Raw genomic sequence first — 25200 nt, forward strand, 5'->3', positions numbered from 1 at the left:
ACAATCTTGGCACTTCAACATGGCTTATCAATTCTAAATATTTCAATGAGAAAAGGCATTTTACTGGCGGGCGGTACTGGCTCGCGTCTTTATCCTATGACGCAGGTTGTCTGTAAGCAATTACTGCCCATTTATGATAAACCAATGATTTATTATTCTTTGGTCACTCTTATGCAAGCTGAGATTCGGGATATATTGATCCTTTTTATACCCTACTATTTCGCTGTTTCGCGAATGACTCTATAAGCAGGTATTGGATGAAATATAGCGAAACTGAATTAGCCGAAGTGCTGGTGTTTGAACCCCAAGTGTTCGGAGATGTGCGTGGTTTTTTTAAGGAAACGTTCAGGCAATCCTATTTTGATGCTTGTTTCACTGCAAGAGGACTTGAGCCTCCCGTATTTGTGCAGGAAAACCAGAGTCGTTCGCAATACAATGTCCTGCGTGGATTGCATTTTCAACAGCGTAAGCCACAAGGTAAATTGTTGCGAGTCTGTGCGGGGAGCATTTTTGATGTTGCCGTCGATATTCGGGCTGACTCGGCCACCTATGGAAAATGGGTTGGGCGAGTGCTATCGGCAGAGAATCATCTGCAAATGTGGATCCCACCGGGCTTTGCGCACGGTTTTTATGTTCTTAGTGATTATGCTGATGTTATTTATCAATGTACCCAATATTATGATCCTGAAGATGAAAGCGTTTTAGCTTGGAACTGTGCAGAGTTTGCCATTGATTGGCCATTAATTGCCGCACCGATTTTATCCACCAGAGATAGCATCGCCAGTACACCCTCGTAAAGCCAATCACTGCTTGTATTAAAAGGAATGACAATGAGTTTATTATTTTCGCCTTTAACCTTAGGTCAACTCGAGTTAGCTAACCGCATTATCATCGCGCCTATGTGTCAGTATTCGGCAGAAAACGGCCAAGCAACCGATTGGCATACGATTCATTTAGGGAGCATGGCGTTATCGGGTGCGGGAATGCTCATTTTAGAGGCTACCGCTGTTCTGCCCAATGGCCGAATTTCCTATGCAGATTTAGGCCTATGGGATGACAAAACGGAGGCTGCTTTAGATAAAACCCTCAAATCTATTCGCAAGTATTCAAGTATGCCAATGGCGATACAACTCGCCCATGCGGGGCGTAAAGCATCAACTCGAACACCTTGGGAAGGTGGCGGCACTATTGCACCCGATGAACATAATGGTTGGCAGACGATAGCGCCTTCCGCGCAGGCTTTTAACGAAGGCACAGCATTACCGAGTGCGATGACATTGGATGAAATTGATGAGCTTATATTGGCATTTGTCAGTTCGGCGCAACGTGCCGAACGATTAGGGCTTGATGCGATTGAACTCCATGCTGCCCACGGTTATTTACTTCATCAATTTTTATCCCCATTATCGAATCAACGTATTGACCAATATGGTGGCAGTTTAGAAAATCGTTTGAGCTTATTGTTGGCCGTGTTCGATGCAATTAAAGCAGTGATATCGCCTAAGATGGCACTCGGTGTGCGGATATCAGCGACTGATTGGGTTGATGGCGGTTGGGATTTAACCCAAAGCCTAGTATTGGCAAAAGCATTAGAGGCCCGAGGCTGTGATTTTATCCATGTCAGTACTGGTGGGTTAAGTCCATTACAACAAATTCCTGTTGCAGAACACTTTCAAGTGCCTTTTGCCGAAGCCATTAAAGCTGAGGTAAACACACCTGTGATTGCCGTGGGATTAATTACGGATGCCAATAAAGCAGAAACGATTCTGGCACACGGGCAGGCTGATGCTATTGCACTTGCTCGCACTATGCTCTATGACCCACATTGGCCTTGGCATGCGGCAGCAATATTAGGTGCAACTGTGAAAGCGCCGCCACAGTACTTACGTTCATCGCCACATGGGATTAAATCGCCAATAAAGTAGTGAGCTAATTTGGTAGTGCAGATTTTATTATTGTAAGTTAGTCCTAATAGCAGAAAACAAAACGGGCAAGAATTATCTTGCCCGTTTTGAGGTTACTGCGTACTAATTATTTAATGGGGTCAACACTGGGTCTGGTATACCAAGGCGCACGTGCATCAGTTACATCAAACAAGTTGTACTTACGGCCAAGCATTTGACCGCCGTCGCGGGTCAACGGCATCCATGATAGGAAAGCACGACTATGGGTAGACTTAACCGTCATTAGATCGAATGGGATTGAAATATAGAATCCCTTGGTAAAGCTTCCCTCACCGTATTCATCTGCCGATAGATTAGTTTTAGTCGCAAATGCGCCGACGATAACACCACTATCAAACTGTTTAGAGAAATCAACCGTCACGCCTTTATCTTCGGTGAGATATTGTCCAGCACTGACTCTGAGTAAGGTGTTAGGAAACCACTCCGGTTGGTAATAAGCCGTTGCATGTCCAGTCACTACGCCAGTCTGAACTCGATAGGCACGATTGGTGAGAGGGTCAAATTGATTTTCATCCTTAAAGAACCCAAACATGCTATCGGGATCTCGTTGCTTAGCATAGTTAACATCGAACCCAAAGGCCCATTGACTATTAAGTGGGCGATATAGAAACTCAGTACCAATACCGCCATACATCATCTCTAAATAGCCACCATAGGCTTGATAGGAAATATTATCGCTAAGATTGTCCATCCAAGTGAGTTGCAGGTTATTAACTCTCACTGGGTTATCGTGAACATATTGACGGATTAAGGTTCTTACGCGTTTTAACTCGGTGCCGTCTGGTGGCACGTCATATAAAAACTTATCGTAGTTATCGTATAAATTAAGGTAGAGAGAACCGCCAAATTCGAAGTTATCGGTAAATCGATAGTTGGCACTACCTGTAACACCGATATTAAACATGTAGAAGCTTTCTGAACCACCGAAGGATTGCACCATAGTCGGTGAAATATCAAAGCCAAGCTTGTCTAACCAATTTTTGTCTGAGTGTGTGACTAGTTGGCCTTGAGGTAATGAAGGGACACTGACTTGACTTGCGTCTGTAATCTTCGCATTCAGATAGCCAAAACTTGCTACTTGCGCAAATTTTTCCGCATCAATACGAGTTTCGGTAATTGGCTGGCTATAGTGAGTTTCAATCAAGCGATACTCTTTGATTCGAGTTAGATCGCTACTGTTGGCGAGTATGGTTGCCGCCCTTTGATGGGCTTCATTTCTATCTCGAAACTTAGTTTGCTCACCAATGACAGTGATGCTGTCAGAGTCGAGGTAAATTTTAGGATTGTTATAGCCCGCAATGGATTGTAGATCCTGTGCTACTTTCGACCAGTTAATTGCTGTTTCTAACATGCCCTCTTGTGGCTGTATTAAATGAACGTCAGCGATTTCTGTTGTGGTATCTAAGGTGGCGCTGGCTATTGCAGGCGTTTGTTCAGAAGAATTAACACTCTTTAATGGCGTATTGGTTGTTTGCACATGTGTTAACGGTGCCGCAGGAATTGGCTTATATTTCGCTGCAGCAGGATCGCGTTTAATCTGTGTTAACTCATTAAAATTCGTTTGTAGGCTAAAACCAAGCGTCCAAGTGTTTCCGCGCTCATAGCTTAAGTGCAGATCTCCCCAGTCTCCGAACCGATATAATAGGCCATAGTTAAATTTGCTGTCCTGTGGCATAGCAATACCGCCGCGAACAACTGGAAAGTCGGATTGGTAGTCGTTACCATCGTATTCGACTTTGACGCGTAGTGGGTCCCAAGGCGTTTGATATTCGACACCGCCGAAGAGGGCCGCACAACCTTTAAACCAACGTTGATAATCAACTGTGCCACCTTTACCACCATAGGACGTATCTCGATCGCAGTTATAGTTGAGATCTTTTTTATCCGATGTCAGGTTGCCGCTATTACCGATATATCCCCAGCCAATACCTAAGGTGAAATCTAACGGCCCAACTCGTTTAGTCGCCGCAATAAACTCAGCATCGAATAATCCGGTGCCACCAAAGTCGCGGACACCAATCGAGGTTTCTGGTAGCCAGTTGCTTTCTTCAAGTAGACGGACTTTAAAGTCTATGCCCTTATCCGTGTATTTTGTGTTTCCACTAAAACTGGGGTCGCTACTATAGAGTAAGTCTTGTACTTGGGTATAACGAACTGTGGTTTCAAACCAAGGGAAAAGTTGTACAGAGGCCGTAAAGTGTTGGTATTCGTCGTTATAGCTAGTGGCAAAATTAAACTCGCCTTCAGGTGCCATACGCCCCGTTGGCATCTGCATTAAACCAACACCGCCAAAATCTGATTGCGAGGCTAAGAGTGTGGGATAGCTAAATTCATCGGCAGTCGCATGTAATAGTGGCAAAAGTGCCAAAGATAGTGCGGATAGACGACCTAAAGAATGGAGAGAGTTTTTCATTACAGAGCCCGATTCCTGAGTAATTCAATCATGTTTTCATTCAAACTCGTGTCGTCACCAAAGCCGCTTGAAAACTCAACGTAAAGTGTTGCCCCAGGTGCAATATCCTGAGTCTGATGGTTCCAATAGGCGATAGGTTGTTTTATTGCCTGTCCATCGGGTTGAATTATCCATATAAAACTAGTTTCAGCATTATCGAGTATGCCTGCTTGCTTGAGGTAATCTTTGCTACTTAGTTGATTCTGCCATGTAAAACTCCCCGTTTGAGCCACTGCACCAAGTACAGTGACGGTTGTTGGACGAGGCGGTAAAACTAATAGAAAACGACCATTAATCAGCACATTATACGAATCATTAATTCGAATAACATCAACATCCAGTGGTTGTATTACACGTTGTCCAAGTTTTAAGTTGCGAATGAATTGTGCAAGTTTAGCTAGCTTGGCGATGTAAGCACTGTCGTCTTTAGCTTCGCCCATTTTGGATAGCAGGGTTAAGACTTGCTGGCGTTTAGTCTCTAATACGGCGGTATTCTCAATATCGAGTAATGCTGCACCTAACCAATAAATAGGCACGACTTCATTTTGATTGGTTTTATTATATTTTGGAAGTTGGACTAATCCATCTTGCACTATTTGCTCAATACGCACTGCTGCAGGATAGTTCAGTTGAACCTGAGCATCTTGATTTGTTGATGTGCTGATGAATAGCTGAGTTTCAGCCTGAACAGTTGTCGTTAATACCGAACTAAGTACAAGGGCCAATGGCGCTATGTAATATCTCATAATGGTTCCACTAGGATGCAAATGGCTTAAGTAAAGTGATATCAATAAATGGTAGATTTGGTGCTATCTTCTGGCGACTTTTAATGACGTGTCCATTATCTGGCTTTAACCAAAATTCATTTTGATACTGGATATTCAGGCCTTCTACTGATACTCGCTCACTGTAATGCAGTGCTTGGGTTGGCGTATCGTTGATTAGTATCTCTTCCTCGGCAATAAAAGCAAACTGCGAGTTAATTTTATATCCATAATGGTATCCTGGCTGCCAATCAATAGTTCGAGTCCAAGTTTTAGGGGTACTGCTTAAATGCAAACCTAAGAGAATAGGATCGGGTTCAGAGCTTTCTATTGCGGCTAAATTGCCAGTAAGTAGACTTTGAGTTTTTACTAAACGTCCGTTCACTGTCACTAACATAGCGTTATCCGCGGAGAGCCATTTTAGCTCAATTACTTCCGGTACAGGTCTGACTGGGGTGAGAGTTTGTCTCGGTTCCGCAAAGGCTAAAACAACAAATGCTTGGGGGGTGTCATCAATCTTGACATAAATGCTGGCATAGGGATTAGCTTTCACTTGCTCGGTTGTGAGCTTAACATCGCTATCTCCAACGAAAGCCAATTTCATCGTATCGTTGAGGGCGCTAATTCGTTGACTACAGCCAGAAATTCCCATTAATGCAATGGAGGCTGTGAGTAGTGATAGTAGTTTTTTATTTATACGCATCCGAGTTGCTTATTCTCAATAGTCATAAATATCAAATGTAGAGAGAGGTGAGTCTTATTTCAAGAAATGGAGCAATTCCTACTCTCTAGAGAAACAAAAAAAACAACCGCCAGTAGGCGGTTGTTTGATAGCTATATCAGACTGATTAGTTGCCAGTACCAGTGGTAGTGTTAGTACCTGTACTCGTGATTGGGTTGCCATCAGAGCTGTTAGAGATTGCAACAGCACCGGCAATCGCAGCACCAGCAGCAACAGAACCAGCAACGATTAAACCAGTGCTGTTAGCTGCAGCGTTAGTGCCTGCTGCTTTGCCTTCAACTGCATTTGCAGCCATAGAGCTGAATGCTGTCATTGCAACGATAAGTGCTAGTGAAGTTTTTTTCATCGTGATTCCCTTTTTGAAAAAATATGCATGATTTTTTGATAATCTAGTACAGCATAGTAAGCGATGCAAACAAAATTATCAATGTTAAATCCATCTTCTTGCTCATGCGAAAGTTTGAATTTCGGCACTAATATTCAAGCTATATCTATCCATTTGGCATGATTTTTAGTGAAGAAACTGAATAAGTCGTTAGCTTATTTTAAGCAAAAGAAATCTTTAAGTTCATCGATTTTTTCCATGGCATCTTTATAGCCTAAGTCGATTAAAGCGCTGGTATAAGTTTTTTCGAAGAGTAGGTAGGACACAATACTTGAGTCTGATTGCCGGTCTATACCAATGAAGCCGAGTAAGGTTTTAACGGCCCATGGCATGTCATCATAGAAGCGGGCAGCAATTTTGCTGAGATCTTCGCTAGGTTTGATGACTAGGGCTTTAATCGGATGCAAGGCGAGTTTGTTACGGCTTGACTCAGGAATCAGGCTTAAGGTGTTATTGATCCTTTCAAGTCTCTCAAGGTCGCTGTTTAAGGTATCTGAAAAGATGGTATCGAGCAGATGACCCGCTATTGTCGCTGTTTTGGGGTGATATTCTAGTTCCATAGGAAAGTGCTTGTGCGGGCTCTCTAAGTTAATGACTAAGAGTTTTTCGGCGCCTAAATGAATAGGGCTTGAGAGCGGTGCTAGCTGATGGACTGAACCATCACCATAATAGGCTTGGTTGAGTTTAATGGATGGAAATACCATAGGGATTGCTGAACTGGCGAGTAGGTGCTCGGTATTGAGCATGATACGTTCGCCACTGCGACGGGCACGGGTCCAGTTTTCGATTTCTTTCGCGGCTTGGAAAAAGGTCACTGAGCGAGAGTTATTATAACAAGAGGCATCCACACTCAGTGCCGTCAGTGAGCCATTACGGATATTACGGTCGATACGTTTAAAGTCGATGAGCTCATTGAGTAAGCCTCTTAGCGGATCATTATCGAGCAGACTGCCTGCATCGGTATTGACCTTATCATCTTGCATGCCTTTGAGGGCCATTTTCGTTAGATGGCTGAGAACGCCTGTGATCGAAGCTCGGTAGACTTTTCGGGTTTCAAAATGGCGCCAAACCCATTCGAGTTTTCTGACGCCTAGGTGAAAGCAAGAGGCATGGGTCGCGATAGCGGTGCCATTGATGGCACCCGCAGAGGTTCCGCAAATAATTTTAAAGGGAATACCATGATTGCGTGGATAAAGCTGGACCAGTGCTTTTAGCACGCCGACTTGGTAGGCGGCCCTAGCGCCGCCACCGCCTAAGACTAATGCAGTTGATGTAGGCAATCTTCAGACTCAATTTATTGTTTTAATAGTTTTATTAAAGCAACGCCCCCCTATAAAAAGCAAGTCGGTAGACTCAATTAGTTGCAAATTTCGATTTATCGTTTATTCGATTGCTGGAACATTTCGCTTTAGACAATTAATCCGCTGTAACTTTGGTCGTTTTGCTGAGGCCAAAGCAATGCTCCGATGTTGGAAACTCACCCGTTCTCACTTCTTGGGCATATTGGGCGCAGGCCTTAGTGATCAATGGTCCTAAGTCGATATAGCGTTTAGCAAATTTAGGCGTGTAGTCAGAAAATAAGCCTAAGATATCCTCAGTCACGAGCACTTGACCATCGCAGGCGGGTGAGGCGCCAATGCCTATGACTGGGATTGAGACTCCTGCCGTCACTGTGCGCGCCGCGAGCTCGGATGTGCCTTCAATCAGTATGCTAAAAGCGCCTGCTTGCTCAAAGTCTTTCGCTAAACTAACGAGGGCTTCGATGGCGGCAGCATCCCTTGCTTGGGTTTTAAATCCACCCAATTGATTGACGTGTTGTGGCATCAATCCTATGTGTGGCATCACAGGGATCCCTCGCTGGGTTAAAAAGCGAGTGGTGTCGAGCATCTCTGCGCCACCCTCAAGTTTTACCGCCTGCGCGCCTGTGTGTATCAATACTTGGCTGGCATGTCTAAAGGCTTGCTGAGGTGATTCTTGATAACTTCCAAAGGGCATATCGATAATCACGCAGGCATGTGCTGCGCCGCGAGTGACAGCAAGGCCATGGTTAATCATCATTTCTAAGGTAACCCCGAGAGTAGAGTCTTGCCCATAAACCACCATACCGACGGAGTCGCCGACGATAATCATATCCACATGGGGATCGATAATTTCTGCCATCGGCTTTTCATAGGCGGTGAGAGCAACTATGGGGGTTTTACCTTTCATTTTTTGTAATGTAACGGGCGTTACGCGATTTTTATCCATGTGGATACTCATGTCATCTCCAATTTATTCAGTCTGATATGACATGTTAGCGTTTGCAGCTTTGGCTTTAGCTCGATAGATTGACTTAATGTCTAGATATAAAGACACTTCTTTGCATAAAGGTACTTCTAAACAAAGAGGCGCTTCTATACGGAAGAGGCTCGATAATACGAAAAGAAGCTTCGATATAAAAATCACCTTGGGCGATAACACCTTGAATCAAGTCACTGACACGCATTTATCCCAGCAGCATATTACTCAGCACACGCAGGTCGCACCTTCACGTTTAGCCGCCGCAGGGCTAAGTGCCTCCATCATGTTGCTTAAACGAACACTCAAGCCGTTTGAACATGTGCAGCGCCATAGTCATTCCTGGGGACAGGTCATTTATGCCAGTCAAGGTGTGTTGAGTGTGATCACGCCTGCTGGGCGTTACATTGTGCCGCCTGAGCAAGCGGTGTGGGTGCCTCCCTTTGTCGATCATGAGGTTATCGCGCTAGGTCAGGTGCAATTGAGTAGTCTGTATTTGGATGAAACCCGGATAGGCGGGTTTCCACCCGACTGTACTTGTTTGAGTGTGAAGCCTGTTTTGCAGTTATTACTGCAAGAGGCTAATGCCTTAGTGAAGAGTGAGGCCGGGCTAATTGATCCCGATTTTAAGGATAGCGTCATGCGGCTCTTGCTGGTGATCCGTGACTTTATGGTACTCGCCCCTAAGGTCGCCTTGGATTTACCTTATCCTAGGGATAAAAAATTACTGCGCATTACCGAGGCTTTGCTTGCCGATCCAAGTGAGCAACGTACTTTGGTGGATTGGCAGCGGGAGGTCGGTGCCTCGGCCCGCACGTTAGCGAGATTATTTAAACAGCAAACAGGGCTGAGTTATAGCCAATGGTTGCAAAGGCTTAGATTGCAGGTGGCGATTCAAATGCTCAGCCGAGGTGAATCTGTGCTCACTACAGCGTTATCCTTAGGTTATGCCTCGGGTTCAGCCTTTGGTTATATGTTTAGGCAGTTGATGGGCGTCGCTCCGAGTCAGTACCTGTTAGCGCAAAATACCTTGCCAAAAATACAGTGCCCAAAATACAGCGGTAAACAGCCGCATATAAAAAGTCATGTTGCGAGCCAATGTGAACGATGAAGGTCAATAAAAAGTCCAATAAAAAACGCACTTAAGCTGGGCTCAAGTGCGTTTCGTTTTTGATCTTCAGCTTGTCTACATTTCGCGTTGAGGCTTAGCCTTTGACTGCGTTTTTCAGGAAGTCGAGCAGTTGATCGAATGGAATATCTTGTTTTTCACCTGTGCGGCGGTTTTTGTATTCAAATACGCCAGCATCGATATTGCGATCGCCAATCACCACTGTATGTGGGATACCAATCAGTTCCATATCGGCGAACATCACGCCTGGACGCTCTTTACGATCATCCAATAACACTTCGATACCCGCTTCGTTTAAGTCTTTGTATAACTGCTCGGCGATATCGGTGACGCGGTGCGACTTGTGCATGTTCATTGGCAGAATGCCCACGCTAAATGGCGCAATCGCTTCTGGCCAAATGATGCCACGGTCATCGAAGTTTTGTTCGATGGCTGCTGCCACAATACGGCTCACGCCGACACCGTAACAACCCATTAGTAGCACCTGTGACTTGCCATTTTCGTCAAGTACAGTCGCGTTCATCGATTTAGAATAGTTAGTACCCAGTTGGAAAATATGGCCCACTTCGATACCGCGTGCCATAGCATAAGTGCCTGAACCATCAGGTGTTGGTTCGCCTTCGACTACGTTACGGATATCGGCAACTTGTGCCGTTGGCAGATCGCGTTCCCAGTTGATACCAAAATAGTGTTGGTCATCAACGTTAGCACCGGCGGCAAAATCGCTCATTACGCTAACGCTGTGATCGATAACGATAGGGATGTTAAGACCGATAGGGCCAAGTGAGCCTGGACCTGCGCCAATGGCGTCACGGATCAGCGCTTCTGGCGCCATTTCCAATGGTGATGCGACTAAGTCTAACTTATCGGCTTTGACTTCGTTGAGTTCATGGTCGCCACGAACGATTAACGCCACTAGCGGAGCGGCTTCGGTTGCACCGACTACGATCAAGGTTTTGACCGTTTTAGTGATATCCAAACCAAACTGCTCAACTAATTCCGCAATGGTCTTCGCATTTGGGGTATCGACTAAACGCAATGCTTCAGTGGCTGCGCCGCGTGGCTCAGTTGGCATAGGTGATTCGGCTTTCTCAATGTTAGCCGCGTAATCGCTGCCCGTTGAGTAAGCAATTAAATCTTCACCGCTTTGTGCCAGAACATGGAACTCGTGTGACATGCTGCCACCGATTGAACCCGTATCAGCTAAAACTGGGCGGAAAGCTAAGCCCATGCGCAATAGAATGTTGCTATAGGCTGTGTACATAGCCTCATAGGTTTCATTCATGGTATCGACGTCAAGGTGGAAAGAGTAGGCGTCTTTCATCAAGAATTCGCGTGAGCGCATCATGCCAAAACGTGGACGAACTTCGTCACGGAATTTGGTTTGAATTTGGTAAAGATTCAGTGGTAATTGCTTGTATGAGCTGACTTCTTTACGAATCAGATCGGTGATCACTTCTTCATGGGTTGGCCCCAGTACGAAGTCGCGATTGTGACGATCTTTAAAGCGCAGCAGCTCGGGACCAAACTTTTCCCAACGACCTGTTTCTACCCACAAGTCTGCCGGTTGCACCATAGGCATTAGAATTTCAATTGCACCGGCTTTGTTCATTTCTTCACGAACAATGGCTTCGACTTTACGCAATACGCGTAAGCCCGTGGGGAGGTAGCTGTAAAGGCCCGACGCATTACGACGGATCATGCCCGCACGTAACATTAATTGATGACTAATGACTTCTGCGTTGGCAGGAGTTTCTTTCTGTGTTGATAGCAGGTACTTGCTGACGCGCATTACCGATGTCCAAATTTGAGTTGAATGGTCGCCATTTTATCACCTGCTTTGGTGATGTCACCTAGGGATTTAGGTTAAATTCAACTAGCTGGGAGATAAATAGCATTTTTTGATGCTGGATAACGGATAACGGATAACGGATAACGGATAACGGATAACGGATAACGGATAACGCAAGGAAGAGCGCTGCGCTGTTAGAGAGTGACTTCGTCACTGCTAGTATCAAGATAATCCTTATTGCTTACTTATCTCGTCTATCACCAATCACTTTGGCGGGGTTGCCAGCCACTATCGCCCAGTCGGGTACATCTTTCGTCACTATGCTGCCCATGCCGACCACGGCGTGATCGCCAATGGTCACACCATCGACTATGCCTGCTTGAGCACCAATCCACACATCTTGGCCAATAACAATGCCTTTGGAGTTGGCGGCTTGTTGATAGATGGGCGTATCGGGCTCCATGCCATGGTTAAAGGCGTAAAGGGTGACATTATTGGCGATGCGGGTTTGATTGCCTATCTGAATCCCGACCCTGCCGCCATCGAAGGAGCAACCATGATTAATCGCCACTTCGTCCCCTAGCGTGATAGGCCCATGCAAAAAACACTCGGCGGCGATCATGCAGCGATTACCCATGCGGATATCACGATTGGGTTCGGCAAATAACTGCGCCTCGGGGGCGATAAAGCATTGCTCGCCGATAGTTACCGTTTCGAGGGCGCAAAGTCTTGCTTGAATATCATCTTGCCAAGGTTTAGCCCAGATTAAATGTTTCTCTTTTAAAGAAAAATACAGCCACGGCATCCAAGAGAGCCGCTTTTTATGCTGGCTTTGATAATCAGGTTTTGATGTAGGCGTTGGCGCGGACATTTAGCCACATTTCCCCGGTTTGAGTTCTAGTACCAAGATGTATTCTTGGTCATTGTCATCGACCGCCATGTGCCAGAACACATCTAAATCATAGAGGGCGACTTGATATAACTTAGGATCGTCCTTGGCTTTTTTGTAGGCGGGGCGCGGATCTTGCCCCAGCACACCGCGGATAAGCAGAGCTAAATCTGTGTAGGTTTCCTGCTCGGCGTAACGCTCAATCTGTGTCTTGGCATGGTCAGAATACACCACTGAAATCAGTTTAGGCGCGTCTTGGGCAATGCCGCCTACAGCATCGGTAATAGAATCTGAGAAAGGAATGTATGGCTTAATATCAATTATCGGTGTGCCATCGAGCAGATCCATACCGGAAATTTCGAGGCATACTTTGCCCTTGCGCTGCACTACGCCGTGCAATTTCACTACAGACTGACCTATACCATTGGGGCGAAAAGTGGAGCGAGTGGCGAACACGCCGAGTTTTTCATTGCCGCCTAAACGCGGCGGGCGCACTGTGGTTTTCCAACCTTGGGCAAGATTCTCATGGAAGCAAAACAGTAACCAGAGATGTGAATATTGCTCTATGCCACGCACCGCATCGATATGATTCACATGGGGCTCGAGCTCGACATAACCACGCGCTTCAACAAGTCCGGGTTGTCTTGGAATGCCAAATTTTTGTTTATAGGGCGTGCGGCATGTTGCCACTGCGATAATTTGGTTGGTAAATGTCATGCAAAAAATTACCTAAAAAGATAAATATAACAACCGCCTAAGCTCATCATTCTAAGCTAATCATTAAGGCCCATCTTTGTGCGCTAATAATGCAGCGTTGGTCACGAAGCGTTAGCCATTAAGCGGTTGATAGGGGCAATCTTAGAACACTATAGGATCACGCCGCGAGCAGTATGCTTAATATGCGTGAGGCTTACTCTGTTGTAGCCGTTTTTACTGCTTGACCAACGCATAATGCGCGGCTGATACAACCTTGGGCAGCTTCTTCAAATATGACACATTGCTTGATGATAATGCCGTTAGCTCCTTTATCTGCGGCATTGCGACGGGCTTCGGTTCTGGCATCGGCAAGTGATGCGGGCGCACCGTTGGTATCGGCCTGACAGGACTCACCTTCGACCAATCCTTTTAATTCATAATGACCTTTCGGCAAGGTATCACCTTCATAGAGGATGACATCGGATGCCTTGAAATAGTCATTAATCGCCTCACTGTCCAAATTACTGTTAAAACTGTAGTCGCTTGCACAGGCACTGAGCAGGAGCACTAATGCACTTGAGAGGATAATTTTCATGGTTTGACCTGAGGTTGAGGAGAAAACTGCGCAGCCTTGGTAGGCTGCGCCGATGCGATATTATTATCTGAGTAAATTCTACCGCTTAAGGTACTTTTGATAAAGCTGCTGATGGCGATTATTCAGATCTATCTGCCGCCCTTCAATCCAGATAGCCTCAATTTTATTGGTCATAGGGTCGAGAATGTCCCCCTCTGACAGCACGACACTGCCTTGGTATCCCACCGCTATCGCACCTAAATCTTCCACACCTAACAGTTTTGCGGCATCTAAGGTGATGGATTTCAGTGCTTGTTCAGGCGTTAAACCATAGGCGGCGCTGTAACCTGCGGCGTAGGGGAGGTTACGGCTATTCCAGTCCGATGAGAACCCAAGGGCGAAGGGAATACCTGCATTGGCGAGTAAAGATGGGATCTTAAAGGGTAAATCGACTGGCTCATCTTTACGTTTAGGCAGACTCAAGGTATGAGGGTAAATGACCCCAGCTTTAACTTCCCTTAGGCTTGAGTCCAAACGCCATGCATCGTATCCGCCGACAATTACCAGTTTGAATTGGTATTTTTTCGTCAAGGCGATCACTTGCTCAATTTGGCCAACACTGTCGGCATGTGCAAACAGTGTCGCTTTGCCTTGGTATAGCGGCAACATGGCATGCCAGCGCAGGTTGTTGGTCGCGGACTGCGGATCTTCATCCTGGTTTTTGTCTTTACCGTTGGCCTTATCACTTAAGAAATAGCGATAGCCATCTTCAAAGGCGATATTGAGCTTGTCGATTGCCTGCTGATTTTTCTCGATGGCCTTGGCTTTCTCTTTTTCATCTTCTGGCATGCGTTTGATTTGCGGCCAATAGACATGGAACTGTCCAGCACTTGGCGTCAGCGCATCTTCAATCGTCCATGCATCGAGATCCACCAGTACTGATTGTCCAGCTAACCCATCACCGCTCGGGACGATTTGTGCGTGGGTAATGCCGTTGTAACGTATGGTCGGGATGAGCTCCGAATCCGGATTATAGGCTGTGGCCGTGCTGATCTGTGGGTTGATGTAGCCCACCTCGGTGTTATCGACCGTTGGGCGGCTCATTTCAATTTCGACTAAGCCTAAGCTGGTGTCTAGGGCGATTAAGCCCGGATACAAGTGTTTACCGCTGGCATCGATGATTTGAGTGTCACTGGTTTCTGCGGTTGCATTGTTGATTTGGCTGGTCAGTTGAGGCCCAACTGCCGTGATCTTGCCATTTTCAATCAAGACGTCTGTGTTGCTGAGCACGCCTTGAGTGACTGTGTGCACAGTGGCGTTTTTTATCAGTACGCTGCTGCTTTGTTTAGGCGTAGGTACGATATCATTGGCCATAACTGGGGCCTGCGTGATGCAAATTGCGCCGAATAGCGCCACAAACAAAACGGTTTTAGATAAATGTTGCATTATTTGGCTCCCTCATGAGCGTGGCCCCATGCCTGATAGTGGGTGTCGCAGTGCCACTGTGGCTCGTTGAGTGGCGTGACTTTTTCACCCGCTTTAGTTTGGTCATCACTGCTGAGAATTTTTTGGATAAGTGCGGCTCGCTCGTTCACCACAGCTTGCTGGGCAACTTGGTCTTGGTCGCGGTCAAAATAGCGTTTTCCTTCAACCCATACCTGCGTCACTTTGGCGTAAATAGACAGAGGCTCTGCGTTCCAGAGTACGATATCGGCCATTTTGCCTGGGGTGAGTGAACCAACAAATTCATCGACTCTTAATTGTTTGGCTGGATTGATAGTGACCATGTTCCAAGCGTCTTCCTTCGACATATTGCAATACATCATAGACTTAGCCGCTTCTTGGTTGAGTCTGCGCTGCATTTCATAATCGTCTGAGTTAATGCTGGTGGTCACCCCTTTGTTTTGCATCAGGCACGCGTTTTGCGGAATCGCATCATACACCTCAAACTTATAGGCCCACCAATCGGCAAAGGTCGAGGCGCCAGCACCATGGGTAGCCAGTTCACTCGCCACTTTGTAACCTTCGAGCACATGGGTAAAGGTTTGTACTTTAAAGTGATAGGCCTCGGCTAAGCGGATAAACATCAGGATTTCTGACTGCACATAGGAATGAATGTGCACATCACGCTGCTGATTTAATACTTCGGCCACTGCTTGCAGACGGTAACTTGGGCGCGGAGCGACGGTTTTCTTTTTATCGCTGGAGCGCAGATTATCATAGGTTTTTAACGCCTTTTCATAGGCGATAGCAGCGTCGAAGGTTTCTTCAAATAACGCTTTTACTCCCATGCGAGTCTGGGGGAAGCGCTGAACAAATTTCTCACCCCAGTTACTCTGTTTGACGTTTTCACCTAAAGCAAATTTGATACTGGCGGGCGCGTTAGTAAATTTGAGTTGTTCGGCCGACTCGCCCCATTTCATTTTGATCAGTTGTGATTGGCCACCGATAGGGTTGGCGCTACCGTGGAGTAATTGCGCGCTGGTGACGCCGCCCGCTAAGGCACGATAGATTGAAATATCGTCGGGATTAATAATATCGCCAATGCGTACTTCAGAGGTTACTGCGTCTGTTCCTTCGTTAGTACCGCCATTAATGGCGATATGCGAGTGTTCATCGACTATGCCGGCGGTGAGGTGTTTACCCGTTGCATCGAGGACTTGATAACCTGATGGCGTACTTAATTGTTGGCCAATTTTTTCGATGCGGCCATTGGCCATCAAGAGATCAGCATGTTCGAGAATGCCTTGCTTATCCGATGTCCACAGGGTGGCATTTTTGATGTGTAGCTTCTCAACATTAGGGGCTTTGCTCAGTCCGTAAGCGACGTTAGGGAAGGTGAGGTGACTCAGTAGGCTCGTGTTGGCTTCATTCTTGGGAGCATGATTGCTTGTTTGGTCTGCTTTTTTGAGCTTTGCAGTTTGAGTTAAAGCGACACCTGCAACATTTGTAGTGCGACTTTTTGCATCGACCATACGACCTTGAATGCCGTCATCGGCCATCCACAGCGTAAAGCGGCTAAGGCCGTTAATGCCTGCGGCGCTCAAATTGGCAGTAAAGCTCAATCTCCCGTTATCATCTAACTTAAGTTGAGTGAGTGAGATACTTTGTTCGCCACTGCTTAAATTGCCTTGGATGTTGGGTTTATCACTTTTACTTTCATCATGTAGCGATAAATCTAGTGTGAGGTTATTGAGGCTTAATTGGTAACCTCCCAGTAATCGTGCTTGGGGAAGTGAGCGCAGACTTTGCTCCTGACCTTGCAACCAAACACTGTAGATCTGGCCATCTTTAAAGATATTGCCTTTAGTGATAACAAAGTCAGCCATATAACCGGGCGCGAGTTTACCGGTAAAGTCGGCGGTGCCTGTCATCTCTGCGGCTTGGGTGGTGAGTGCCGCGAGAGCGTTTTCTTCACTTAAACCTTGGGCGATGGCTTGGCGTAGGCGCGGCCAGAAGGCATCGGTCTTAATCCCAAACTGCGTTAACGCAAAGGGGATACCCGCGTTAGCTACCGCTGCAGGGTTGGTTGGTGCACGTTCCCACTGTCTTAAATCCGCCAGTGATACTTCACGATCAGCATCATCTGTGCCGACATCGGGTGCCTGCGGATAGTTTAAAGGCAAGATCAACGGATAGTTCAGCGCCTTTAACTCATTGATGCGTGAGTATTCTTGACCATTACCAAGTAGGTTGGCTGGCAGTTTATGTTCTTTGAGTAAATGGGCTGCACGTAATTGGTCGTTGAGATTTTTGGTTTCAAAGATAATTTGCTTATCAGCTAAATTATCTAAACGCTCAAAGGCGATATTAAATTCGACTTGATTGTTTATTGCGCCATTGGCAGGTTTGTTTTTATTTTGGTTATACCAATTTGCATCGGCAAAGGTTTGCCTAATAAGTGCAATGCTGCCCATTAATGATGAAGGATAATCTTGTTCAGACGAACCTTTATCAAATGCCATAAAAGGTTGACTGCGGGCGCGATAAATCACTTCATTAGCCGTTTTGTCTGCTAATGAAAGGCTGACACCCGTCCCACGGAAGATACCGTCGAGTTTACTACTTTGCACACTGGTGAAACCATTATTAATCCACTCTTTTGCGCGTTCTTTATTGGGGTAAACGTAATTAAACCATTCTTTTTCAGAATGAATTGCACCATTTTCCGCATTACCACCGATACGCTTTATATCATAGACGGGGCGAGTGATCTTAAGTTTGGGATATTCGAACTCAATCCCATAATCGGTAAAAGGATCGATAAATCCGGGATAAATTGTATAACCACTCAAATCGATTCTAAATGCGCCAGCGGGAATGTCGTTGTGCTCAATAATGGCTTTAATTCGATTATTTTCAATTAATAAAGTGGCATCGCTTAAACGCTTTCCCGGTGCAATAATTAATTCAGCATGGGTAAATGCAGTGAGTTTACTGGATGTTGTTCCAGTATTGAGTTGGGCAAATGTTGTTTGTGATACTAAGCTAGCGATTATGCTGCAGCTTATCATTATCTTATTGTTTATCTGCATTATTTTATTCAATCGAGTGAGGGTGAACAAAGAGTAACTGAAAGCAGATGTAAATACTAAGGCTGAATTGTAACGTAATTTGAGCGGGAGTGAGGTACAGAATTAACGGCTGTTGTTTAAGTTTGAAACGATTGATGGATATAAAAAAGCTCGCAACTAATGCGAGCTTTTATGCAAACTGGTGTTGGCAATTAGCGCCATCACACTTGGTTGGATTAGATTAAGAAATCTTCCATAGAACGACCTTTGTTGATCTCGTTCTTAAATACGGTAGGCATACGGCCTTGGCCAGTCCATTGAACCATTTCACCGTCAACTTCAATTTGGTATTTGGCTGGACGAGGAGCGCGTTTCTTCGCAGCAGCTTTAACAGCTACGCCACCTAAGTCATCAATTGATAAACCAACGGCTTCCATTTGTTGACGGATTTCTTCAATCTTAGCATTACGAGCTGCCATGGCTTGTTCTTCTTCCTCAGCCATAGACTCGCGTTCTACTAAAATTTTATCTAATTTGTCGGCTAAATCACGTAACTCTTCAACGCTAAGTTCTTTTACTGCAGCTTTAAAACGACGGCCGTGAGTTAATATCTCTAAAAATTCGCTCATATCTATTTTCGTCCCACTCTATTTTTAATACAGGATAATGGTGAACAACACCTAAATGATAGAAACTAATATAGCTCGAATCAAATAAAATTATGCGTTTTAAGGAAATTAAATATTATTTATTTTTTGAACTTTTCTTATTCCCTCAAATAAGTGTCCAAAAAAGTGGCCGTTGCAGCGGATTAAAAAATACAAACAGGCGTTTGACTTTGGTTGACGTTAACGTTAACAGGACGTAAAGTTGCTCTATCCTGCATTGGTATTAACCAATGTTTTGTCCATGTACATGAAAGTGTAGGAAGGAAACCCTATGAAAGTATTGGTGCCCGTTAAGCGCGTTGTTGATGCCAATGTGAAGGTCAGGGTCAAAGCTGACAATACAAGTGTTGACACTGCAAACCTAAAAATGGCGTTGAACCCTTTTTGTGAAATCGCAGTAGAAGAAGCGGTTCGTTTAAAAGAAGCGGGTAGCGCTACTGAAGTGGTTGTTGTCAGTATTGGTAATAAAGCCGTGCAAGAACAACTGCGTACCGCGCTTGCATTAGGCGCAGATCGTGCGATTCATATCGATACTGAAGAAGAGCTCGTGCCAGTGTCTATCGCCAAATTGCTCAAAGCGGTACAAGACAAAGAACAAGCAGAGCTGGTGATTTTTGGTAAGCAATCCATCGATGGTGATAATAACCAAACTGGCCAAATGTTTGCCGCGTTAATGGATATGCCACAGGCAACCTTTGCTTCAGAAATCAAATTAGAAGCGAATACATTACAAGTCACCCGTGAAATTGACGGCGGCATGCAAACTCTTAAACTGCCTTTACCTGCTGTTGTGACCGCCGATTTACGTTTGAACGAACCCCGTTACGCTTCATTGCCTAACATAATGAAAGCTAAGCGTAAGCCATTAGAAGTATTTACTGTGGCAGACTTAGGCGTGACGTTAAAGAGTCACCAAACGATTGTGAAGGTCACTCCGCCAGCTGAACGTAAAGCGGGCATCATGGTAGCGTCGGTAGCTGAGCTAGTTGAAAAGTTAAAAAATGAAGCGAAGGTGATCTAAATGGCCATTTTAGTATTAGCTGAACATGATAATGCAGCACTGAAACTCGATACGGCAAAAATTGTTACCGCTGCCCGTGCCATAGACGATGAAGTACATGTCTTAGTTGCGGGTCACCAATGTGGCGCGGTTGTCCAAGCGGCACAGGCACTACAAGGCGTTAGCCAAGTACTCGTTGCCGATGCCAGCGTGTATGAAGCGCATTTAGCGGAAAATTTTGCCAAATTGCTGGTAGACTTAGCGCCAAACTATGGTCACATTCTGGCCTCGGCTTCAAGTTTAGGTAAGGATACGCTTCCGCGCGTGGCGGCTTTATTAGATGTCGCGCAAATCTCAGAAGTTATTACCGTCGTCAATGCGGACACCTTTGTGCGCCCTGTGTATGCGGGTAATGCCTTAGCGACAGTGCAAAGCCATGATGCCATTAAAGTGATGACAGTGCGCGCCAGTGCGTTTGACGCTGCGCCAGAAGGTAACAGTGCGGCTGTGACGACACTCGATAAAGTGTTTGAAGCGAGAACTCAGTTTGTTTCTCAATCGCTGACAGTTTCTGCCCGTCCAGAGTTAGGCAATGCTGGCATTATCGTATCTGGTGGCCGAGGCATGGGCAGTGGTGAAAACTTCGGCATGTTGGAGCAACTTGCTGATAAGCTCGGCGCAGCAGTTGGCGCATCACGCGCTGCAGTTGACGCAGGTTTTGTGCCTAACGATTTACAAGTGGGTCAAACCGGTAAAATCGTTGCGCCAAACTTGTATATTGCCGTCGGTATTTCTGGCGCGATTCAACATTTAGCCGGCATGAAAGACGCTAAAGTCATCGTTGCAATCAACAAAGATCCTGAAGCGCCGATTTTTCAAGTTGCCGATTATGGACTCGTTGCAGATCTGTTTGAGGCGGTTCCTGAGCTGATTACAAGTCTCAGTTGATTTTATCTGTGATCTAGGTCACATTAAGTGGCTTTGTGGTAGCATCTGCTAAGCCGCTTATGTTTTTATGTGCCTCACGCCCGTGCAAGGGCGTTCTTAGAAGTAGAGGCGCGCCAAATATTAGTAGTGATCAGTAGGGTGATTCCGTTGATCGATTGCGAAAGGATTTGGTGCCGAAGTGGTTCGATTTATCACGATCAACTGCTGGGGTTGTACCTAATAGGTGCAGCACTGCCATAGTATTTTCCGATATGGATATTGGGAATAGTTACTATGGAGCGCTACTGATAGGACAGGTGACCTTGGGTATCTATTGCCTTTTCCCACCAGTTCAGTCGCCCTCCATTCGTATTTAACGAAGATAATAATCAATGACTGTTATGAATTATGCCGATTCGGCACTTTCCTTGTTGCCGCCTGCGGTGGCTATCGTGTTGGCGATCTTGACTCGCCGTGTACTGCTTTCTTTGGGGTTAGGTATTTTAATTGGTGCTTTATTGCTCAATCAATTTTCACCTTTAGCAACGGGTGAGTTTGTATTTAATGGCGTTAAAGGGCTTTTTTGGACTGATAAAGGTCTAAATTCGTGGAACTTATATATTCTCGGTTTCTTAATTGTACTGGGAATGATTACAGCGTTAATTACCGTAAGTGGCAGCGCGCGGGCTTTTGCCGATTGGGCTCGTTTACATATACGTAATAAACGTGATGCTAAACTATTGACCATGTTTTTAGGTTGCGTAGTTTTTATTGATGATTATTTCAATAGTTTAGTTGTTGGTTCGGTCGCTCGACCTGTTACCGATCGTTATTATGTTTCCCGTGCTAAGTTAGCTTATTTATTAGATTCTACTGCCGCGCCTGTGTGCGTTATTTCTCCAGTTTCGAGCTGGGGCGCTTATATTATCGCACTCATTGGCGGGATATTAACTGCCCATGGTTTTGCTGATACGGGTCATTTGAGTATTTTTATTCAAATGATCCCAATGAACTTTTACGCAATCTTCTCCTTGTTATTATTACTTTTTGTTGTCTTTATGGGATTAGATGTTGGGCCAATGCGTGAGCATGAGCTCAATGCCCAACGTGGTAATTTATACGATGAGTCTAAAGGATTACCGCCTGGGGCTAACGCGGATTTACCTGAAGCCGAAACCGGTAAGATTTTAGGTCTATTTCTGCCGATTACCGTGTTGGTATTTGCAACCCTCTATTTTATGATTAACAGTGGCGCTCAAGTACTCGCGGCGGAAGGGATTGAATTTAATATTATTTCTGCTTTTGAGAAAACCGATGTCAGTTCATCACTTTTCTTTGGTGCATTAATTGGTCTAGCGGTTTCGCTGATATTGAATTTAGTGCAAGGCGTTGAGAAATTGATGATAGTCAAAGGTATAGTGCAGGGCGCTCGCTCTATGCTGCCGGCGATTTACATCCTGTTATTTGCTTGGACAATCGCAGGTGTGATTGGTCAACTCGAAACCGGTAAGTTTATGGCGAGTTTAGCAACAGGAAATATTCCGTTCGCGTTTTTACCCGCCTTAATGTTTGTGCTAGCAGGTATTACCGCGTTCTCAACTGGTACTAGCTGGGGTACGTTCGGGATCATGTTGCCGATTGCTGCTGATATGGCGATGGGAAGTCACACTGGCATGATGTTGCCTATGCTTGCCTCTGTGCTGGCGGGTGCTGTATTTGGCGATCATTGCTCGCCGATTTCCGACACGACTATCTTGTCGTCTACGGGCGCCAGTTGCCACCACATCGACCATGTGGTGACTCAGCTACCTTATGCACTCATTGCGGCGTTTATTAGCTTAGTGGGTTATGTGGCACTTGGATTTACCGAGTCTGTTGTCGCTGGTTTAGTGGCTTGTAGTGTGGCATTTGTGATCAGTATTATCGTACTTAAAATCAAATCTAAAGGCGCAATTAGCTAGACGTTAATTGAAACCTTTCACTGCAAACGTTCACGACAAATAAGTCAAAATAAATCAGCCAGCATTATGCTGGCTGATTTTTTTGGTTAAGGCTGAGTTTGTCTTTATCTATAGCCTATCGCATTAAGGCTATCAACTCTTAGCTTAGCGTGCTTGATCTAGACCGCGGCGTTTAAGTAAGCCTTCTGTGGTGGGTTCTTGTCCGCGGAAGTTTTTGTAGGCGTCCATTGGCGCTATGCTATTACCCACTTCACGGATCGTTTTGCGGTACTTCATGCCGATTTCACGATTGAGCCCGCCTTGGGTTTGTACATAGGCAAACGCATCCGCCGCTAAAATCTCACTCCACATATAAGCGTAATAACTTGCCGAGTAACCGCCGGGGAAGGCGTGGGCAAAATAGGTCGACTTATAACGCGGAGGTACGGCACTAATGTTTAAGCCGTGCTTTTTCAAAGCATTGGCTTCAAAGGTTGGTACATCTTGCAGCGGCGTATCTGGGCTTAATGAATGCCATTCCATGTCTACTAATGCGGCGGCCATGTATTCCAGTGTGTCAAAGCCTTGGTTGAAGCTGCCAGATTTCAGCAGTTTTTGCAGCAGTTCATCGGGAATGGGTTTGCCCGTTTCGTAGTGTTTCGCGTAGTTCGCTAACACTTTTGGATGGGCGGCCCAATCTTCTTCAAACGTCGATGGGAATTCGACAAAGTCGCGTGAAACCGAGGTGCCCGCCAGACTTGGATAAGTCACTTTAGAGAACATTCCGTGGGTGCCGTGACCCATTTCATGGAACATAGTGGTGACTTCGTTATAGCTGACGAATGTGGGTTGACCTTCGGGCGCTTTCTTTATGTTCATCACGTTGACGACCACAGGTTTAGTGCCTTCGAGGAAGGATTGACCGACGAACGAACTCATCCAAGCGCCACCACGTTTACCTTCACGGGCAAAATAGTCGGCGTAGAAAATGGCCATGCTTGAGCCATCGGCATCAAACATTTCGTAGGCTTTCACATCGGGATGGTAAACCGGTAAATCTGGGCGTGGTTTTAAGGTGACGCCATAGAGTTCTTTGAGTGTGTAGAATACGCCGTCTTCGAGCACACGGTTAAATTCGAAGTATGGGCGGATGCTATTGGCATCGAGGGCGTATTTTTCTTGGCGGACTTTTTCTGCGTAAAACTCCCAGTCCCACGGTGCCAGTTCAAATTTCACACCGGTTTTAGTGATCATCGCTTGAATGTCGGCCGCTTCTTTCTCTGTGTTAGCAACTACCGCAGGCACCATTGAACCAAACATGCTGTAAACCGCTTCGGGTGTTTTGGCCATTTGCGGTGCTAATCGATAACTTGCCCAGTTTTCATAGCCTAATAGTGTTGCGCGCTCGGCTCTGAGTTTCGCTAAACGAGATACGAGTGACGCAGTTTCGTTTTCACCAGTTAAGCCACGGTTCGCTGAGGCTTCCCAAATACGCTGGCGTAGCTCACGGTTTTCCAGTGATGCCAACACAGGTTGGCGAGTGGTGTTGGTGATGTTAATCAGATACTTGCCATCGTGACCTGCCGCTTTGGCATCGTTCGCGGCTGAAGTGATTTCACCGTCGGTTAATCCAGCAAGTTCACTTTTTGAATCCACCACAACGGCGATTTCTTTGGTTAAGCGTAATAAACGCTGAGAGAACTCATTCGTTAGTGTTGATTGTTCTTCATTTAACGCGCGGATTTTAACTTTTTGTTCATCGGTAAGTTTAGCCCCAGCCATGATAAAGCGTTGGTGATATACCTCAACCAAACGTACGGCTTCTGGGGTTAACCCTAAGTTAGTGCGGTCGTTATAGATGGCTTCGATACGGGCAAATAGCGCTGGGTTTAAGTTGATATTATCTGAGTGGGCCGCCATTTTGGGCGCCATTTCGCCTTGGATTTTACGCAGTTCTGGATTGCTATTCGACCCTGCTAAATTATAAAACACGCTTGATGCACGGTTGAGTAGGGCGCCGCTTTTCTCCATAGCCACTATCGTATTATCGAAGGTTGCTGCTGCCGGATTATTGGCTATTGCGAGAATTTCTTGGTACTGCTCTGCCATGCCTTGCTCTAGGGCTGGCGCGAAGTGCTCATTCTTAATGAGGCTAAAATCAGGGGCTTGATATTGCAGGTTACTGGCTTGGAACAGCGGGTTTTGGGTTTGTACCGAGATAACGTTAGGTGCTTTAGTTTCTGTGCTGCTGCAACCTGCCATGAATCCGGCGGTGAGAGTGGCGCCGATGGCGATGGCAATAAAACTTTTACGCATAATTGAGTGACTTCCTTTGAATTGTTGTTTTTTTAGGACTGTAACGTTAGTAACTTAAATAGGGCTGAAAATGGCTTGTTATCGGGAATGTCTAAGTAAAAAAGGAGCCTCGCATTAGCGAGACTCCTTTGGCTATTTCCTTGCAGGGAAAATAGGTACCGCTTTTTACTT

Annotated in this window: 21 protein-coding genes, 1 pseudogene and 1 riboswitch; of the genes and pseudogenes, 7 read left to right on the forward strand and 15 right to left on the reverse strand. The window is 45.7% G+C overall.

What is annotated here, in order from left to right; translation table 11 throughout:
• Positions 1 to 45: 45 nt before the first annotated feature.
• From ACHA99_RS05505 to ACHA99_RS05515, 3 genes and pseudogenes are all read left to right on the forward strand, one after another.
• Positions 46 to 213, forward strand: a pseudogene (locus ACHA99_RS05505) (sugar phosphate nucleotidyltransferase); the annotation flags it as partial.
• Positions 214 to 257: 44 nt separating this feature from the next.
• Complete coding sequence (rfbC, locus tag ACHA99_RS05510) at positions 258 to 797, forward strand: dTDP-4-dehydrorhamnose 3,5-epimerase (protein WP_393941563.1); 540 nt, start codon at positions 258 to 260, stop codon at positions 795 to 797.
• 33 nt (positions 798 to 830) lie between these two features.
• Positions 831 to 1925 carry an NADH:flavin oxidoreductase/NADH oxidase gene (locus tag ACHA99_RS05515; protein WP_393941565.1) on the forward strand — a complete coding sequence of 365 codons (1095 nt, stop codon included), beginning with the start codon at positions 831 to 833 and terminating at the stop codon, positions 1923 to 1925.
• 106 nt (positions 1926 to 2031) lie between these two features.
• Here the strand turns inward: ACHA99_RS05515 and ACHA99_RS05520 are convergent, their stop codons facing one another.
• From ACHA99_RS05520 to panB, 6 genes are all read right to left on the reverse strand, one after another.
• Entirely contained in the window at positions 2032 to 4377 is a 2346-nt protein-coding gene (locus ACHA99_RS05520) for a YjbH domain-containing protein (RefSeq protein WP_393941567.1), read from the reverse strand.
• Positions 4377 to 5162 (reverse strand): capsule biosynthesis GfcC family protein, encoded by a 786-nt coding sequence (locus ACHA99_RS05525; protein ID WP_393941569.1) that lies wholly within the window; start codon positions 5160 to 5162, stop codon positions 4377 to 4379. Before ACHA99_RS05525 ends, ACHA99_RS05520 begins: the two co-directional genes overlap by 1 nt.
• Before the next feature lie 10 nt (positions 5163 to 5172).
• Positions 5173 to 5883: a YjbF family lipoprotein gene (locus tag ACHA99_RS05530; protein WP_393941571.1), complete on the reverse strand. Its 711-nt coding sequence runs from the start codon at positions 5881 to 5883 to the stop codon at positions 5173 to 5175.
• Positions 5884 to 6028: 145 nt separating this feature from the next.
• Positions 6029 to 6268 carry a hypothetical protein gene (locus ACHA99_RS05535; protein WP_393941573.1) on the reverse strand — a complete coding sequence of 80 codons (240 nt, stop codon included), beginning with the start codon at positions 6266 to 6268 and terminating at the stop codon, positions 6029 to 6031.
• Positions 6269 to 6462: 194 nt separating this feature from the next.
• Positions 6463 to 7587, reverse strand: a complete 1125-nt coding sequence (locus ACHA99_RS05540; RefSeq protein WP_028761134.1) for a patatin-like phospholipase family protein — start codon at positions 7585 to 7587, stop codon at positions 6463 to 6465.
• A gap of 136 nt (positions 7588 to 7723) precedes the next feature.
• Entirely contained in the window at positions 7724 to 8566 is an 843-nt protein-coding gene (gene panB / locus ACHA99_RS05545; RefSeq protein WP_393941575.1) for a 3-methyl-2-oxobutanoate hydroxymethyltransferase, read from the reverse strand.
• Positions 8567 to 8753: 187 nt separating this feature from the next.
• Here panB and ACHA99_RS05550 point away from each other — a divergent pair, with 187 nt between their 5' ends.
• Positions 8754 to 9695, forward strand: coding sequence for an AraC family transcriptional regulator (locus ACHA99_RS05550; protein WP_393941634.1), 942 nt, complete (start codon positions 8754 to 8756; stop codon positions 9693 to 9695).
• A 94-nt stretch (positions 9696 to 9789) separates the two neighbouring features.
• Here ACHA99_RS05550 and ACHA99_RS05555 read toward each other — a convergent pair whose 3' ends face one another.
• From ACHA99_RS05555 to ACHA99_RS05590, 8 genes are all read right to left on the reverse strand, one after another.
• Entirely contained in the window at positions 9790 to 11505 is a 1716-nt protein-coding gene (locus tag ACHA99_RS05555) for a proline--tRNA ligase (RefSeq protein WP_393941577.1), read from the reverse strand.
• A 61-nt stretch (positions 11506 to 11566) separates the two neighbouring features.
• Positions 11567 to 11719: a hypothetical protein gene (locus tag ACHA99_RS05560; RefSeq protein ID WP_393941579.1), complete on the reverse strand. Its 153-nt coding sequence runs from the start codon at positions 11717 to 11719 to the stop codon at positions 11567 to 11569.
• A 27-nt stretch (positions 11720 to 11746) separates the two neighbouring features.
• Entirely contained in the window at positions 11747 to 12376 is a 630-nt protein-coding gene (locus ACHA99_RS05565; RefSeq protein ID WP_393941581.1) for an acyltransferase, read from the reverse strand.
• A complete protein-coding gene (tsaA, locus tag ACHA99_RS05570; protein ID WP_393941583.1) occupies positions 12377 to 13111 on the reverse strand; it encodes a tRNA (N6-threonylcarbamoyladenosine(37)-N6)-methyltransferase TrmO in 735 nt (244 codons plus the stop codon).
• Positions 13112 to 13304: 193 nt separating this feature from the next.
• Positions 13305 to 13685 carry an Rcs stress response system protein RcsF gene (gene rcsF, locus ACHA99_RS05575; RefSeq protein WP_105252035.1) on the reverse strand — a complete coding sequence of 127 codons (381 nt, stop codon included), beginning with the start codon at positions 13683 to 13685 and terminating at the stop codon, positions 13305 to 13307.
• Positions 13686 to 13763: 78 nt separating this feature from the next.
• Positions 13764 to 15110, reverse strand: coding sequence for an amidohydrolase family protein (locus ACHA99_RS05580; RefSeq protein ID WP_393941586.1), 1347 nt, complete (start codon positions 15108 to 15110; stop codon positions 13764 to 13766).
• On the reverse strand, positions 15110 to 18199 hold the full coding sequence (locus ACHA99_RS05585; RefSeq protein WP_393941588.1) for an amidohydrolase family protein: 3090 nt from the start codon (positions 18197 to 18199) through the stop codon (positions 15110 to 15112). The genes ACHA99_RS05580 and ACHA99_RS05585 overlap by 1 nt, the downstream gene beginning before the upstream one ends.
• A gap of 215 nt (positions 18200 to 18414) precedes the next feature.
• Entirely contained in the window at positions 18415 to 18807 is a 393-nt protein-coding gene (locus ACHA99_RS05590) for an H-NS family nucleoid-associated regulatory protein (RefSeq protein ID WP_028761125.1), read from the reverse strand.
• Between the two features lie 310 nt (positions 18808 to 19117).
• Here ACHA99_RS05590 and ACHA99_RS05595 point away from each other — a divergent pair, with 310 nt between their 5' ends.
• The 3 genes from ACHA99_RS05595 (at position 19118) to ACHA99_RS05605 (ending at position 22734) form a co-directional block, all read left to right on the forward strand.
• Entirely contained in the window at positions 19118 to 19867 is a 750-nt protein-coding gene (locus ACHA99_RS05595) for an electron transfer flavoprotein subunit beta/FixA family protein (protein ID WP_028761124.1), read from the forward strand.
• Entirely contained in the window at positions 19868 to 20794 is a 927-nt protein-coding gene (locus tag ACHA99_RS05600) for an electron transfer flavoprotein subunit alpha/FixB family protein (protein WP_393941591.1), read from the forward strand.
• 95 nt (positions 20795 to 20889) lie between these two features.
• A riboswitch (Lysine riboswitch) is annotated at positions 20890 to 21086 on the forward strand.
• Between the two features lie 79 nt (positions 21087 to 21165).
• Positions 21166 to 22734, forward strand: coding sequence for a Na+/H+ antiporter NhaC family protein (locus tag ACHA99_RS05605; protein ID WP_028761122.1), 1569 nt, complete (start codon positions 21166 to 21168; stop codon positions 22732 to 22734).
• Positions 22735 to 22878: 144 nt separating this feature from the next.
• Here the strand turns inward: ACHA99_RS05605 and ACHA99_RS05610 are convergent, their stop codons facing one another.
• Positions 22879 to 25029 (reverse strand): M3 family metallopeptidase, encoded by a 2151-nt coding sequence (locus ACHA99_RS05610; protein WP_393941593.1) that lies wholly within the window; start codon positions 25027 to 25029, stop codon positions 22879 to 22881.
• Positions 25030 to 25200 lie beyond the last annotated feature (171 nt).

The organism is Shewanella sp. S23-S33 (assembly GCF_043359565.1).
Lineage (GTDB): Bacteria > Pseudomonadota > Gammaproteobacteria > Enterobacterales > Shewanellaceae > Shewanella > Shewanella oncorhynchi.